At 39.1% G+C, this 14,568-nt stretch carries 8 protein-coding genes and 2 riboswitches; of the genes, 4 read left to right on the top strand and 4 right to left on the bottom strand.

Annotated elements, in window-relative coordinates; genetic code table 11:
* Nucleotides 1-136: 136 nt before the first annotated feature.
* The gene (locus H4J59_RS14355) at nt 137-5,785 is read right to left on the bottom strand and encodes an ABC transporter substrate-binding protein (protein ID WP_182240450.1); all 5,649 of its coding nucleotides are present in this window, start codon (nt 5,783-5,785) and stop codon (nt 137-139) included.
* A 1-nt stretch (nt 5,786) separates the two neighbouring features.
* Nucleotides 5,787-6,596, bottom strand: a complete 810-nt coding sequence (locus tag H4J59_RS14350) for a cobalamin-binding protein (RefSeq protein ID WP_182240448.1) — start codon at nt 6,594-6,596, stop codon at nt 5,787-5,789.
* 493 nt (nt 6,597-7,089) lie between these two features.
* Nucleotides 7,090-7,285, top strand: a riboswitch (cobalamin riboswitch).
* Between the two features lie 162 nt (nt 7,286-7,447).
* Between H4J59_RS14350 and H4J59_RS14345 the strand changes: the two genes are divergently transcribed.
* From H4J59_RS14345 to H4J59_RS14330, 4 genes are all read left to right on the top strand, one after another.
* Nucleotides 7,448-7,684, top strand: coding sequence for a hypothetical protein (locus tag H4J59_RS14345; protein ID WP_182240446.1), 237 nt, complete (start codon nt 7,448-7,450; stop codon nt 7,682-7,684).
* Complete coding sequence (locus tag H4J59_RS14340) at nt 7,677-7,883, top strand: hypothetical protein (protein WP_182240444.1); 207 nt, start codon at nt 7,677-7,679, stop codon at nt 7,881-7,883. The genes H4J59_RS14345 and H4J59_RS14340 overlap by 8 nt, the downstream gene beginning before the upstream one ends.
* On the top strand, nt 7,880-9,400 hold the full coding sequence (locus H4J59_RS14335; RefSeq protein WP_182240442.1) for a cobyric acid synthase: 1,521 nt from the start codon (nt 7,880-7,882) through the stop codon (nt 9,398-9,400). The genes H4J59_RS14340 and H4J59_RS14335 overlap by 4 nt, the downstream gene beginning before the upstream one ends.
* 24 nt (nt 9,401-9,424) lie before the next feature.
* A riboswitch (cobalamin riboswitch) is annotated at nt 9,425-9,601 on the top strand.
* A gap of 51 nt (nt 9,602-9,652) precedes the next feature.
* Complete coding sequence (locus tag H4J59_RS14330; protein ID WP_182240440.1) at nt 9,653-11,506, top strand: TonB-dependent receptor domain-containing protein; 1,854 nt, start codon at nt 9,653-9,655, stop codon at nt 11,504-11,506.
* A gap of 135 nt (nt 11,507-11,641) precedes the next feature.
* Here the strand turns inward: H4J59_RS14330 and H4J59_RS14325 are convergent, their stop codons facing one another.
* Nucleotides 11,642-12,745: a phosphotransferase enzyme family protein gene (locus H4J59_RS14325; protein ID WP_182240438.1), complete on the bottom strand. Its 1,104-nt coding sequence runs from the start codon at nt 12,743-12,745 to the stop codon at nt 11,642-11,644.
* A 792-nt stretch (nt 12,746-13,537) separates the two neighbouring features.
* A complete protein-coding gene (locus H4J59_RS14320) occupies nt 13,538-14,368 on the bottom strand; it encodes a LysR family transcriptional regulator (protein ID WP_182240436.1) in 831 nt (276 codons plus the stop codon).
* Nucleotides 14,369-14,568: the final 200 nt, after the last annotated feature.

Below are 14,568 nucleotides of genomic sequence, written 5' to 3'. Positions count from 1 at the left end.
TCTCCTTGTAACTGTTCGGATTGAATTATTCATTACTAGATAAATTTTTACTACGACTTTTACCCGACAATTTACTGACAGTACTTAAAATTCAATGGGTTATGTCTGATTTTTTGTCGGTTTATGAGTTTGTAGTTTATGAAAAAATATTAATTTCCTTAAGTAGTTCTGCGGCATCGTCAAATTCATAAACTTCAATTTTTGCCATAATATCTTTTAGTGCTTGATGATAGCTTTGCTCTTGGGTCATTGCTAGCAAGGTATGAATGCTGTCAATAGCGGCAACATCACAATGCTCTACATCAATAATCAATTGCGCCATAAGTGCTTTGCAGGCTGACATATTGAAATTTATATCAGCCGGTTCTTGGTGTGCTAGCGGTGCTAGTGCAAGTTCAATACGACTAAGTTCTTCTTGGCACTGTGTTAAAAGCAGTGGTTTTATATCACGCTGGACAGCGTTGTTTTCTAGCTGTTGGCAAAGCGCGTAAACTGCTGTTGCGCCAATATTGCCAGCGACACCTTTTAAGGTATGTGCCAGTAATTCTATCTGAGCAAAATCATGGTTGTTTAATGCCACGGAAATAGGTGCCATAGCATTGGCATAGTTAGCTTTAAATTTAAGCAGTAAGCGCAAATACAGTGCGTGATTATTTTGTGCTATTGCTAAGCCTGCTTTTATGTCGATGCCGTCGAGTTTAGGGATGGTAACTTGCTGGTTTTTATTAGCTAATGACAGTGGTTCATCGTTGGTTTTATGCTTTTCTTTATCTGGCGTATTGAGTTTATTTGGCTTGCTAGGTGTTACCCACTGTGCCAATTTGACAAATAGTTCATCGGTATTGATGGGCTTGCCAATATGTTCATTCATGCCTGAGTCTAAGGCTTTTTGACGATCATCCGTCATGACATTAGCGGTCATCGCTATGATAGGTAAATCAATAAATCTTGGATCTTGACGCAATTCTCGTGTGGTGGTGTAGCCGTCTTTAATAGGCATTTGGCAGTCCATTAACACACAGTCAAAATGTTCATGGCTAAGGCGTTCTATGGCTTCTTGTCCGTTATTGGATACCACGACTTCAATACCATGATGAGTTAATAATTCAGTCGCTACTTCTTGATTTATTTCATTATCTTCTACCAGTAATATTTTTGCACCTTGTAGGGTATTTATTGCCAAGGGGACATCATGTACAGAAAAATTATATTTAACACTACGCAAGTTTTCGCGACCTAAAGCTATTAATAGGCTGTCGAGTAAATTAGAAGAAGTTATTGGTTTACAAAGAGTGGAATATTTTTCATCACCTTTAAGTGCTAGCTCCGACATTCTTTGTTTGTTAGGCAGAATATGTAATATGGGTAAACCCATACTAGCCGTTCGAATTAAACCTAAATCGCTGCAGTGTTGATTATCACTGCAATGGATAAGATCGAATACTAAGGCGTCAAAAACCTTGGTTTTGCTTTTTAGCTCAGGTAGCACGGCTCCAACACAGCTATAATGTTCGACTACAAAACCCCATGATTTTAACATCCGCTGTAAAATAGCTTTGTAAATTTCATTGTCTGTTACTAAGGCAATTTTTAAACCTTCAATCGAGGTTAACTTCAGTTTTTTAACCTTAATGTTTTCTAACGACTGGCTTTGATAGCTGAGGGTGAAATGAAATTTGCTGCCTTTGTTTTCTTCGCTGTCTAGCCATATTTCACCACCCAATAATTCAACAAGGCGTTTACATATCGCTAATCCTAAGCCTGTGCCGCCATATTTTCGTGTTGTTGAGGCGTCTGCCTGACTGAAGGATTGAAATAATTTTTCTTGTTGCTGGGCACTCATCCCTATGCCGGTATCACAAACAGAGAACTTTAAGGTGACATTATCGTCATGCTTACTCAGGCATGAAACGTGAATTTTTATTTGCCCTTGTTCGGTGAACTTAGCGGCATTACTGCCAAGGTTAGTTAATATTTGGCTCAGGCGCAGTGGATCACCAATAAGGTTAATAGGGACAGTATTTTCAACATCAAAAATCAACTCAGTTTGTGTCTCGTTAAGCTTATCTACTAACATCATACTAAGGTTATCGAGAATATCATCTAAGCAAAACGGGATGGATTCAATATCGAGTTTATTGGCTTCAATTTTTGAAAAGTCTAAAATATCATTAACGATACCTAGCAAGGATTCGGCCGCGAGATTGACCTTGGCGATATGATTTTTTTGTTCGGGTGTTAAGTTTGTTTTTAATGCTAACGCTGACATACCAATAATGGCGTTCATTGGCGTGCGAATTTCATGTGACATATTAGCTAAAAAATTAGACTTAGCTTCAACCGCATCTTCTGCTAATGCTTTAGCATGGGCTAATGTTTGCTCGGCCATTTTTTGTTCACTGATATCGACAAAGGTACCTAATAAGCCGCCAGGGCTACCATCAGCCTTTGCAAAGCTTTTTACCCAATACATGGTGGTATGTTCTAAGCCATCGGCGTAGACCAGTGGTATTTCTTTTCGCACCATGCCCATTGAGGCAATAACTGCTGTATCTTCTGTTTGGTAGGCTTTTCGGTCTGCTAATGGCAAATAGGTCAGGTCTAGTACGGTTTTACCAATAATATCTGCTCTTTTAACATTAAAAGTTTGTTCATAGGCTTTGTTAACATGAGTAAATTTCGTGTCGGGGTCTTTAACAAAAATGGGATATGGAATGGTATCAGCCAGTGCTTGCTGGAAAAGAGTGTGCTCAGCCAACGCAGCATCACGATTTTTGCGTTCGGTGATGTCGCGAATAATGGCCACAATAAAGCGATCATTATGAATATCAACGGCGCTGACGGTTACCTCTGCAGAGAATTCACTACCGTTTTTGCGTCTACCGTTAAGCTCGATGAGCTTTTTCTCTAGGGTAGGTTCGTGCAGTAAGTGGTGAAAAATATGTAAGCTTGTTTCTTCCGGTAATAATAGCTCAATTTTTTCGCCAATAAGCTCAGATTTTTCGTAGCCAAACATGGTTAATACTTGCGAGTTAACAATGCTGTGCTCTCGATGTTTATCTAACATCAATATGGCATCAGGTGCTGACTCCATTAAGGCGGCAAATTGTGCTTTGGCGGCATTTTTTTGCGTCACATCGATTAACGTTAACCGTACTTCGGTTAATTTATTATCGTCATCATAAACTGGCAGGGCAGACATCATAGTGTCGATAGTTTTCTTATCATTGATTTTGACTGGCACTTCACACTCTAAAAGCCGAGATTTAGTCTGAAATATTTGGTGCACGTAATGGGCTGGCGCAACAAAGCTTTGCCAATTTAAGGAGGAAAACGTGCCTCTTGGGCGTTTAAACATTTGGGCGAAGACAAAATTATGTTTAATAAGCTCACCTTGGGCGTTTAAGGTCGCATAAGCTACTGGTGCATGTTCATATAACTGCCACATTGCACGTTCGCGTTGCTGTAATTCAGCGGTACGTTGTGCAACGAGTTGCTCTAATTCTGCTTTCGAGTGGCGCATATATTTTGTTGAACGTTGGCCAACTGTGAGTGTAAATACGTTAGACGTTAAGGTTAATAGTAAGGTAATAACAGCAATTAACATCAATTCATTACGTAGTGAGCTTACACCCCCCATCGCTTCATTTGCATTGATTTCGGTTGCTATACCAAAGCCGTACTGATTGTTCCATAACCAAGCACCATAAACGGTAACACCGCGATAGTCGTTATAACCCAAGACATTGCTGGAAATTTTATGATCTGTGATCAAGCTAATGTTGTCTGAACGGGCATTATTAACCAGTTGGTTTGCCATAAAAGTAAAGGGTAATTGCTGGCTGTTAATCACCGCATCAGGGTTTTGTATGACATTAACTTGTGGGTCTTTAAGTGTGATCAGTTGCTTGTTTTTGCTGTGTTCTTGAAAATAGTGTAGTGATGATAATTCAGCATCAAAGCGACTTTTTGAGAGCATTTGGCCTAATCGACTGACTAAGTAGCTTTCGCCTGAGGCGCCAATGCGACCTTGCTGTATAATAGTAGATATTTGGCCCGTCACTTTAAAGCTAATGGATAATGCCGCAACAACCTGATCTTTTTCATCGAGGATCGGCGTGATCATATACATATTGTATTGATCTATCGTATTGACCGAGTGGCTAAGTGAGTGCTTAACACCAGCGTTTATCGAGGGTACAAAACGACTTTCTCCAGCAAAAACAGCAGCGATAATATCAGGGTGTTGTTGGGCTATTAGGTTAATTTTACCTAGGCTGTCATTATTATCAGCGCTAATGTTGATGAAGTCTTGATTAATAACTGAAAAACCTTGGCTTGCAAGACTCGTTTGGCGCAAGTATTGGTGAATATTTTGCTGTGATTTTACTGTGATGAGTGTGTCGTGTAACTGAGATTGCACCAGTAAGCTTTTAGTCAGATTAACTAATGTCTCATCTTTAGCGATTTTTTTTAATAAGTTTTCTTGCTCACTGAGCCAATCATTGAGTCTATTTTTTGTGGCTTCAACGACAAATTCAAGATTTTTTTTGATATTGGCTTGGCTGATTTTTTCATTGTCTTGCAAGGATAAGTAAATAACACTAAAAATAATAGCGATATTTAATATCGATACGGTATGGACGATAAAGGGGAATTTTTTTGATGCCATAAAGGAGGCTAGGTGCTGTTGGCTAACTAATCTTGGTAGCAGCAGTGTTGAAAAAATTAATAATAGTGATATTAATACCATGACAAAAATTAATGACGTGCTGCTATCAATGGCAAGTTGTTTAGGAGCAAAGCTGCTTAAGGCGTCTTCTAGTAATAGATTGGTGGGGATGAAAGGCTTATCTATCATGCCCAGTTGATAATAAATCTGACTTATTTTTTCCATGCGGGTACGGGCGATTGAGCCAAGAGGAATAAATTTAGCTAAAATTATTTTACTAATTTCGTCAGCTTCAAAAGCTAAGTGGCGATAAGACTTGTTTTGGCTATTATATTTTTCTGCAATTAATTTAATGACTTCTGCTTTATTATTGAGCGCATATTGCCAACCTTTAATGGTTGCCTGACGCATTGCTTGTACACGTTGAGGGTTGTTTTTTACCTCTGACTCACTGGTGAAAAGATTGTCGCCATAAAAATCAATACCATAGTCTCTTGGGCTAATGGTTAATATATCAATATTTGCTTGGTCAAATTCAAAGGGTTCATTAGTGTCATAAATTAAAACAGCATCGGTTTTACCGGTAATTAGCGCTGAAAATCTGTCACTTTGTTCTTGCCAAGTAAAGGCTGACATATCTTGTTCTGCTTGTATAAGCATGGCAGTAATAGGGGCAAAATTTTTCAATTTTGTATCTATCATAATGCGCTTACCAATCAGATCAAATGGACGGGCAATGCCGGATGATCTTAATGTAGCGATAGTGGCCGGTGAATGTTGAAATATTTGTGCGACAATAACAACAGGTTTGCCATTATTTTTCGCGACAATTAAACTTGAGTCATTGATGCCATAATCGGCCCTACCGTCGATGACATAATCTTCAATGGGGCTTGAACCTTTGAATTCTCTTAACTCTACCTCTAAGCCCAATGCTCGATAAAAGCCTTGTTCTTTTGCTGCGTAATAGCCAGCATATTGAAATTGATGCAGCCAGTTGAGTTGAATGGAAACTTTATCAAGTTCTTGCCCTAAACCTTGGCCACTAAACATGAAAGATAAAGTACAGACTATGGTGATTAAGCTGTTTTTAATGCTGAAAAAATTTAACATATTACGTGCGTTCGGCCCATTGTTTGATAATGTTGGCTAGTTGTTCAACACCGTCAGTTAACGCTGCGGGTCCTGGCTGTAAAATATCGGTAGAGTTTATCTCATAGATGTCAGCATTTTTTATCGCAGGTATTGCTTGCCACCCCGCTCTAGAGGTAACTTTTTCTTGATCAAATTTACGACCACACCAAGAGGCAATATAAATATCAGGCTGTTTTGCAATAACATCACTGGGGTCTGCTACAATGCGGTTTTTGGCTAAGGACTGACCGGAAAACTCTTGATAGCAGTCTATGCCACCGGCAATTTCTATTAGCTCACTTACCCAGCCAATGCCGGTGATAATAGGGTCAAACCATTCTTCAAAATAAACTTTTGGGCGAACAGGCAACTTGGCTGCTTGTTGTTTAATTTTGCTTAAATTATTTTGTAAGTCGCTGACTAGCTTTTCGCCTTTTTCTGGTTGACCGATTAAGCCCGATAAGGTGCGAATCATCTGCAAAATTTCACTGACACTGCGATGATTAAAGCAATGCACTTGTATACCTTGTTTGATTAAATCGGCAACAATATCGGCCTGCATATCAGAAAAGGCCAACACTAAGTCTGGCTTTAGTGCGACTATTTTTTCTGTTCTTGCGGTGATGTAGGCACTTACTTTTGTTTTTTCTTTTCGCGCGCGTTCAGGGCGCATGGTATAAGCTGAAATGCCAATAATGCGATGGTCTTCTTCCATCAGATAAAGTGCTTCGGTGGTTTCTTCTGTTAAGCAGATAATTCGTTCTGGCCATTTAGGTTCAGCAACTGGCATTATGTATTTTCCTTGTTGACTCGCTGTGGTCTTACTATCAGTCTTGTTACTAGTATGCGCCTTGCTATGAACTATGTGTCGCCATAAGCTAGTTGTTATTAGGCTGAGTGCTTTTTACTTTATCAAAAACAGAGACACAATGATTAATTTTTTAATTAATCTATTGGCTATTATTGGCACACTCGATGTTTACGCATCATAATTAATTACTTAATGCGCTAAGCTTGTTTGCTATATTTTGCGGCATTATGGGATGAAAGTTGGCTTGAATTGACGCTTTAACGATAAGTTGTTAGTGGTTTAGTTTAACGGCCATGGAGACGAAATACAGCTAATCAGTTAACTTTTATGCTTAGTAACCTAGTTATATTGCGGTGACATTATTTTGAACAAAGTGAGGATATTTATATTCTTAACAGCCAAGTGAATAAAAAATAAACCTTGCTATTTCGCTCTAGCTGTCGATAATCGCGCCATTAATTAAATAATGTCATATTCAATTTTACTTTTTTATGTTTTAAAAGCGTAATAAAATAAAGCTGGGAATGTGGTGAAAGTCCACAACTGTACCCGCAACTGTAAACAGAGCGATATATTAACCACTAAATCTTTTGGCTAAAAGTGATTTGGGAAGGGATATATCTAGATGCTGTAAGTCAGGATACCAGGTGAATTATGGTCATTAGTTACCACGTCGAGCGGGTTACTCGGGCATTGGATATTTTATCTATTTTCATTTATACCGCCTCAGTGGTGAAGATGAATTTGCTCGCTATATCGCTAAACCTTATCGACGTTAATCACATATATCGGCCAACTGATGTTTGGTTTGGTACGAGTTAGGCGTTGAAATGTTTGATATGAAAGCTGTTAGTAACGAGCACTCAGAAAAAACTCAAACGGTTAAGGTTTGTTATACGCCTAATCATCTTCATCAGAAATTACACTTCAACTCTGCTCATTTAACGTTTTTTTCCAGTAACACTTTATTGGCGAACACTTTGTCAGCAAGCATTCTACTGTCGACTAAGGTATTGCTAGCGAAAGTGTTGCTATTGCGCCCAGTAAAGTCACCAGCAAATGAATAACCCAATGCATCAAGCCATAGTGCCAATGGCTGATTTTTCTCATCTATTATTCGACCAAGCGGGCTGGCTACATTCAGGTATTGCTAGCATGGTTAATAATGTCGAGTTGATGAGGGCAAACTTATCTTGTACACAGTATTTAACATTACCTTTAACATTAAAATGGCCTGAAAAAATTAAGCCCAAGGATATATTGTGAAAACACTCATGGTGCAGGGTACAACATCAGATGCAGGAAAAAGCACCTTAGTTGCCGGCTTATGTCGGGTATTAGTTAATGCTGGATACAATGTTGCGCCATTTAAGCCACAGAATATGGCCTTAAATAGTGCGGTAACCAAAGACGGTGGCGAAATTGGCCGCGCTCAGGCTTTACAAGCTATTGCCGCAAAAGTAGAGGCGCGCTTTGACTTTAACCCTATTTTATTAAAACCTAATACTGACACTGGCGCGCAAGTTATTGTGCATGGCAAAGCCATATCAAATATGGAAGCTAGTAAATATCACGACTACAAAAAAGTGGCGATACAAGCTGTGTTGGAATCTCATCAACGTTTAGCTAATGATCATGCGGTATTGTTAGTTGAGGGTGCTGGCAGCCCGGCGGAAATTAATCTTCGTGCCCATGATATTGCCAACATGGGTTATGCCGAAGCGGTCGATTGTCCTGTGGTGTTAGTGGCAGATATTGACCGTGGTGGCGTCTTTGCTCACCTTGTTGGTACTTTAGCGTTATTGTCTGATTCAGAACAAGCCAGAATCAAAGGCTTTATTATCAACCGGTTTCGCGGTGATATAAGCCTACTTGAATCTGGCTTAGATTGGCTTGAACAGCGCACAGGTAAACCCGTGTTAGGGGTTTTACCTTATTTACATGACTTAGCGTTAGACGCCGAAGATGCCGTCGCGCTTGATAATAAAGTCACGCAAGCAAAAGTGAAAATTTTTGTGCCCTTGTTGCCACATATGAGCAATCATACCGACTTTGATCCGCTGCGCTTACAACCGAATATCGACTTACAATACATTAGAATAGGTCAGTCGTTACAAGGGGCTGATTTAATTATTTTACCGGGCAGTAAAAATGTTATTGCTGATTTAAGGTTTTTAAAGCAACAGGGTTGGCAGCAAGAAATTGAGCAGCACTTACGTTATGGTGGAAAATTGCTCGGTATTTGTGGTGGTTATCAAATGTTAGGTAAGCAAATTTTTGACCCTGAACATATTGAATCGCACGTTGAAGAGATTTCTGGCTTAGGATTATTAGACTTCACAACGAGCTTAACGCAAGACAAAACTTTAAGCCAAGTATCGGCAACCATGAGGCTTAATGGTGAAACCTGTCAGTTACGCGGTTATGAAATACATTGTGGTGTTTCTACTGGCCCAGCGTTAAACGCGCCACTACTTAACATTCATTATGATGAGCCAAGAAATAAAGCACAGAACATGCCTGAGGGCTGTATTTCCAATGACGGACAAATTATTGCTACCTATCTGCATGGCTTTTTTGATTGTCCAGAGCCTACCCAACTCGTGCTGAATTGGCTGGGTATAAAAGATACAGCACAAGCCATGGTTGATATTAATCAACATCGAGAAATACAACTTGAGCGATTAGCTGATGTTTGTCAGCAGCACTTAGCTATGGATAAAATTTACGATATTATTAATCAAGGTGTCGATACGCCGAGTAATAAGTTATCAACTCAGTAAGACGAAAGAATTTAAACAAGCGACAGTAACTGAACACTTTAGTGACTGTTTTACATAGTAAGTTCGAGGGAAGAAAATGAAATTTTTTCACTGCCCCCGCAACGGTAATCATAGTGTTAAGCGTTTTATTTATATAAAGATATATTGATAGAAAGTTTGACCATGTTAGTCCGAGCACTTTAACTTGCATAATTAAACTGCGCTTAAGCGCGGTAATACAAATGGTGCGGAGGGCATCGTTAATGAGGTCATATGAACATTAAACAAAACAATTTTTTCAAAAAATCACTATTATCACTTGCCGTTATCAGTGCTATGTCAACAGCTTTTGTTGCTTCAGCAAGCACCGAAAGTAAGGCAAAAGATATTGAAGTATTAACGGTAACTGCAACCCGTACACACCTAAATATTGACGATGCGCTGACTAGCCAAGTAGTTATTACACGTGCAGATATTGAGCTAGCTAACCCCATTTCATTATTAGATTTATTATCTACAGTACCCAGTATTGATATTGCCACTAATGGCGGTAGAGGGCAAAACGCCTCAATTTTTATGCGTGGCACCAACTCAGATCATACCTTAGTACTGATTGATGGTGTGCGAGTGAGTTCTGCTACATCGGGCGGCACAAATTTAAATACCATTTCGCCAGAGATGATCGAGCGTATCGAAATCGTGCAAGGCCCACGTGCAGCATTGTGGGGCTCAGACGCTATTGGCGGTGTTATTCAAATATTTACTCGTCAGTTATCAGCGGGAGAGTTGTTTGCCGGTGCTAGTTTTGGTACTGACAACTATCAAAAGTATAAAGCTGGCGCAGGTATTAGCCATGGTGACGGCCAAACGACTATCACCGTCAGTAAAGAAGAAAGTGATGGTTATGATGTTCAAGAAGGCACTGAAACTGATGACGACGGTTACGACTTTACCTCGGTAGCGATTAGAGGTCAGCAAAAAATTACGGAAGATTTTTCAGTAGAGTGGTTGTTATCAAGTGATAGCGGCGACAATGAATATGATGGTTATTATAATGGCTCTGACTTTAATAATCATGCGTGGTTAGTTCGCGGCAATTATGCCAGCAGTATTAAAGGTGTAAATAACAATACCGTTTTTTCTGTTGGCCAAAGTCGTGACAGTATCGACAGCTTAAGTAATGGCCTTTCACAAGGGATTTTTGAAACCCGTCGCAATCAATACTCGATTGTTAATAACAGCCAATTTTCTGATGATCTGCAAGTTAATATTGGTGTTGATTATTATCAAGACGATGTTTCTAAAAGTAGCATTGTTTTTGACAAAGAAGAGAGAGACACCACAGGTGTTTTCGCTCATAGCTTATATACTGAAAATGCATGGACATTTGAAGCGACATTAAGACACGACAATGTTGAAGATGTTAACTCAGAAAATACTTATAATTTCGGCGTCGGTCATAGAGCTGATGAAGATACTCGCGTGGTACTTAATTATGGTACTGGCTTTAAAGTGCCGACTTATAATGATTTATTCTACCCAGGTTTTGGCACGCCAACACTTGATTCAGAGCTTTCTGAAACGGTAGAGTTGTTTTTCGAAACAAAAATTGCTGAAGTTAATACCAGTGTTAGCTTATACCGTTCAAAAATTGATGACTTAATTGGTCAAAAAGATGGTGTGGCAGCAAATTTCGAAAAAGTTGAAATTAATGGTGTTGAACTCTCAGCCAACTATGCTGGCTTTGGTGGTATGCATGACTTTAATCTTTCTTATACGGATGCCGAAGATCAATCGACAACAGATAATACTGGGCGCTTAAGTTATGAGCAGTTGATTCGTCGCGCGAAAGAAAAATTCAACTATAAATTTGTCACCACAGTGAGTGCAGTAGACGTTTACGCAGAATATCAATTTGTTGGTGCAAGAGAAGATGCCGTATTTGGCATTGGTAAGGTTGATTTAGCGAGTTATCAATTAATTAATCTAGGGCTGAACTACGATGTATCTCAAAATTTTAGCGTTTCTTCGCGTATTACTAACTTATTAGATAAAGCGTATCAAACGGCGAGTGGCTTCAACAGCCAAGAACGCGCACTTTATCTGGGTATTACTTATCACAACTAAGCTGTATTGACCTGCGGGGAGTTATTATTGCTTAGCGCTTTTTCAAGAGCGTTGAAAGAGCTTTTGTAAGAGTATTGAAATAGCCCTGTAAATAAAAAAGGCACCCTATATAACACTAGGGTGCCTTTTTTTATATTATGCGGGTGTGTTCGATGTGGGGGCCGACAATACTATGTTAGTTAATAATGCTTCTTGTTGGCAAAACAAGCGATAAAGCTGTAATTGATTTTTTGCTCTGACTAAATTGTGGCTGGCGTAAGTGGTTTTAAAGTACTGATCGCCATTTAAAAAGTCAGTTAAAAATCGAATACTGAGCATAAACGGCATCAATTTAATGCCAAGGATTAAACTTCTGCGTTCAATTTCGCTAAGCGAGCCATTAAAACCTTCAATGTAGGCGTTGGTTAACGCGGTTAATATCTCAAAATTAATGCTCATATTATCGAGTTTAGGGCTATCTTCGGCAATTGACGGACAACAGCTGCGTACCATATCGCCAAAATCATGCATCACATAACCTGGCATACAGGTATCTAGATCAATCACCGCAACAGGCTGGTTGGTTGTTTTGCTAAAAAGTAGATTGTTAATTTTAGTATCGTTATGGGTAACACGTAAGGGCAATTTTTTAGTGATTTCAGCGATACTGTCGATAAAAGTTTGCTGAGATTGAATAAAGGCAATACTTGTCTGAGCAGCTACTAATAGTGTATCTGTCGCGCTTGCTAGTGCTTGTTGAAATTGTTTTATTCGTATTGATAAGTCATGAAAATGTTCAATGATTTCAGCTAATTCTGCACTGTTAAAATCACTGAGTGCGGCAGTAAATTGTGCGAAGGCGCGGGCAACTACACTGGCTTGCTCGATGCTAGTTATTGACTCTAAGGTATAACATTGAGGAATATAATGCAGGCTACGCCAATATTGCCCTTGTACTTTAACATGATTTTTATTATCTATGCTGCGCAGCTGATAAATCGGCGTTAAAGGGTAGCTTTTATTGTCAGACTTAATTTTTAAGTGTGCGCTAACCAGGTCGGCATTATCAGTTACTTGCCGCGGCGCATTAAAAACTTGTTGATTTACATGTTGTAAAACAAAGGTTTTATCAAGCGTTTTCACTAAATAAGTGTTATTGATCAGGCCATTGCCGAGCAAAGTGATTTTGCAATCTTCTATAGCATAACCAAATTGTGGTAATACCTGTGCGAGTAATTTATGAGGTAAGGCTGAAGTCATAGGATGTTTTTTATTGACAATAAGGCGCTATAAATACGCGAAATCTTATCACTATAAAGAGTTGCACATATTAAGCGTTCGACATATAAAACAGTCGAAATGTTAAGTTATCGACATATTAAGAGATAGTCGCCAAGATGAAAAGTCTTCATTTGCTATTAATGTTTGAGAAAAACGAGGCCAAACTAGCAACAGATAACTTTTTGCATTGATATTATCTTTATATTTGCTTGTGCTTTACCTCCTGCAGTCCTCATTCTTTTCTCCCTGTGAGATGTTTCTTGTTTTTACAGGGAGGAAACAATGAGAAAAGAAGGAGAAAAGATTTAATATATTGCAGGGCTGCGAGGGTATTACTTAAAGGCGAAAGCACTTTATATTAGCCGTGCTTTACCTCTTGCAGTCCTCATTCTTTTCTCCCTGTGAGATGTTTCTTGTTTTTACAGGGAGGAAACAATGAGAAAAGAAGGAGAAAAAATTTAATATATTACAGGGCTGCGAGGGTATTACTTAAAGGCGAAAGCACTTTATATTAGCCGTGCTTTACCTTCTGCAGTCCTCATTCTTTTCTCCCTGTGAGATGTTTCTTGTTTTTACAGGGAGGAAACAATGAGAAAAGAAGGAGAAAAGATTTAATATATTGCAGGGCTGCGAGGGTGTTAGGTTGAGGGTATTAAGTTAAAGGCGAAAGCACTTTATATTAGCCGTGCTTTACCTCCTGCAGTCCTCCTTCTTTTCTCCCTGTGAGATATTTTTTATTTTTACAGGGAGGAAACAAGCAGATAACCAAGGCTAGTGTGCATGTTTGCGCGCTAAACGCTTTAAATTATCGATAGCTTCAGATGATTTTGTATAGGCTAGGACAATTTCTCTAGTCAGTTGTAAGCCAACTATCGGTCTAAACACCACGTCACTGCGCTTAATAATTTCACTATGTGCCGGTAAAAAGGCACAACCTAAACCGGCATGTACCAAACCCAGTGCATAATCTATGGTGGTGATTTTTGCTCGCACATCAAGACTAATACCTGCCAGCGCTAAAGTGTCTTGTAAGTTATTCCAAGCACTGCAAGGTGTGCGTTGAATAAAAGGTAAGCCATCGAGTTGCTTTAAAGTGACAGTATCCTTGAGTGCTAATACGTGATCGTAAGGCAATACCAGCAAGTAGTCTTCTTGCCACATATTGATATATTGTTCACTCTCATGCAGTTCGTCTTTTAAAATAATACGCGCATCAACTTTATCGGTATGAGGGACTAAGGTCAGCTCAACCAATGGATTGGCTGAGGTAAAATCTTTTAATAGCAGGCTCATGCGCTCAACACCTAAACCTCGGGTTACGCCTAAGTTAAACGGCTGTTTATCAGTTTTTTCTGAAAACACATTTTTGATTGCCCCCGCTTGTCCTAGCAGTTGCTTGGCTAGTGGAAAAAGCTTTTCCCCTTGCTCTGACGGCGTTACACCACGAGCATGACGAATAAAAAGTTGCACATTAAGCTGTTGCTCTAATTGCGCTATTGCTGCCGATATTGACGGTTGGGCAATAAAGCAGGTTTTTGCCGCCGCGCTAAAGCTTTTTAACTCATAGACGGCAATAAAATAATTCAGTGATTTTAAATCCATAATAATCTTAGTTACTTTAGTGTCGTTATTGTTACTGTCATCGGTAACGTTATCAGAAGCGGTATAGGAAAAAACTATAGCAGATAAAGGAAAAGAATATTTTAACTTTGGCTGGTTTTTGCTTATTATTTTTGTACTTTGTTTTGCATGCCTTTTTTTAGTTTTTGTTTGATAGCTTAAATTGTCTTACAAGACTAATT

This window comes from Colwellia sp. MB02u-10 (assembly GCF_014077185.1).
Lineage (GTDB): Bacteria > Pseudomonadota > Gammaproteobacteria > Enterobacterales > Alteromonadaceae > Cognaticolwellia.
Note: the sequence above shows the minus strand (reverse complement) of the source record. Positions and strands in the feature narration are given on the sequence as shown.

Coding starts and splice junctions, on each gene's coding strand:
- H4J59_RS14355 (WP_182240450.1), bottom strand. CDS start 5,785: ATGTTAAATTTTTTCAGCATTAAAAACAGCTTAATCACCATAGTCTGT.
- H4J59_RS14350 (WP_182240448.1), bottom strand. CDS start 6,596: ATGCCAGTTGCTGAACCTAAATGGCCAGAACGAATTATCTGCTTAACA.
- H4J59_RS14345 (WP_182240446.1), top strand. CDS start 7,448: ATGTTTGATATGAAAGCTGTTAGTAACGAGCACTCAGAAAAAACTCAA.
- H4J59_RS14340 (WP_182240444.1), top strand. CDS start 7,677: ATGAATAACCCAATGCATCAAGCCATAGTGCCAATGGCTGATTTTTCT.
- H4J59_RS14330 (WP_182240440.1), top strand. CDS start 9,653: ATGAACATTAAACAAAACAATTTTTTCAAAAAATCACTATTATCACTT.
- H4J59_RS14325 (WP_182240438.1), bottom strand. CDS start 12,745: ATGACTTCAGCCTTACCTCATAAATTACTCGCACAGGTATTACCACAA.
- H4J59_RS14320 (WP_182240436.1), bottom strand. CDS start 14,368: ATGGATTTAAAATCACTGAATTATTTTATTGCCGTCTATGAGTTAAAA.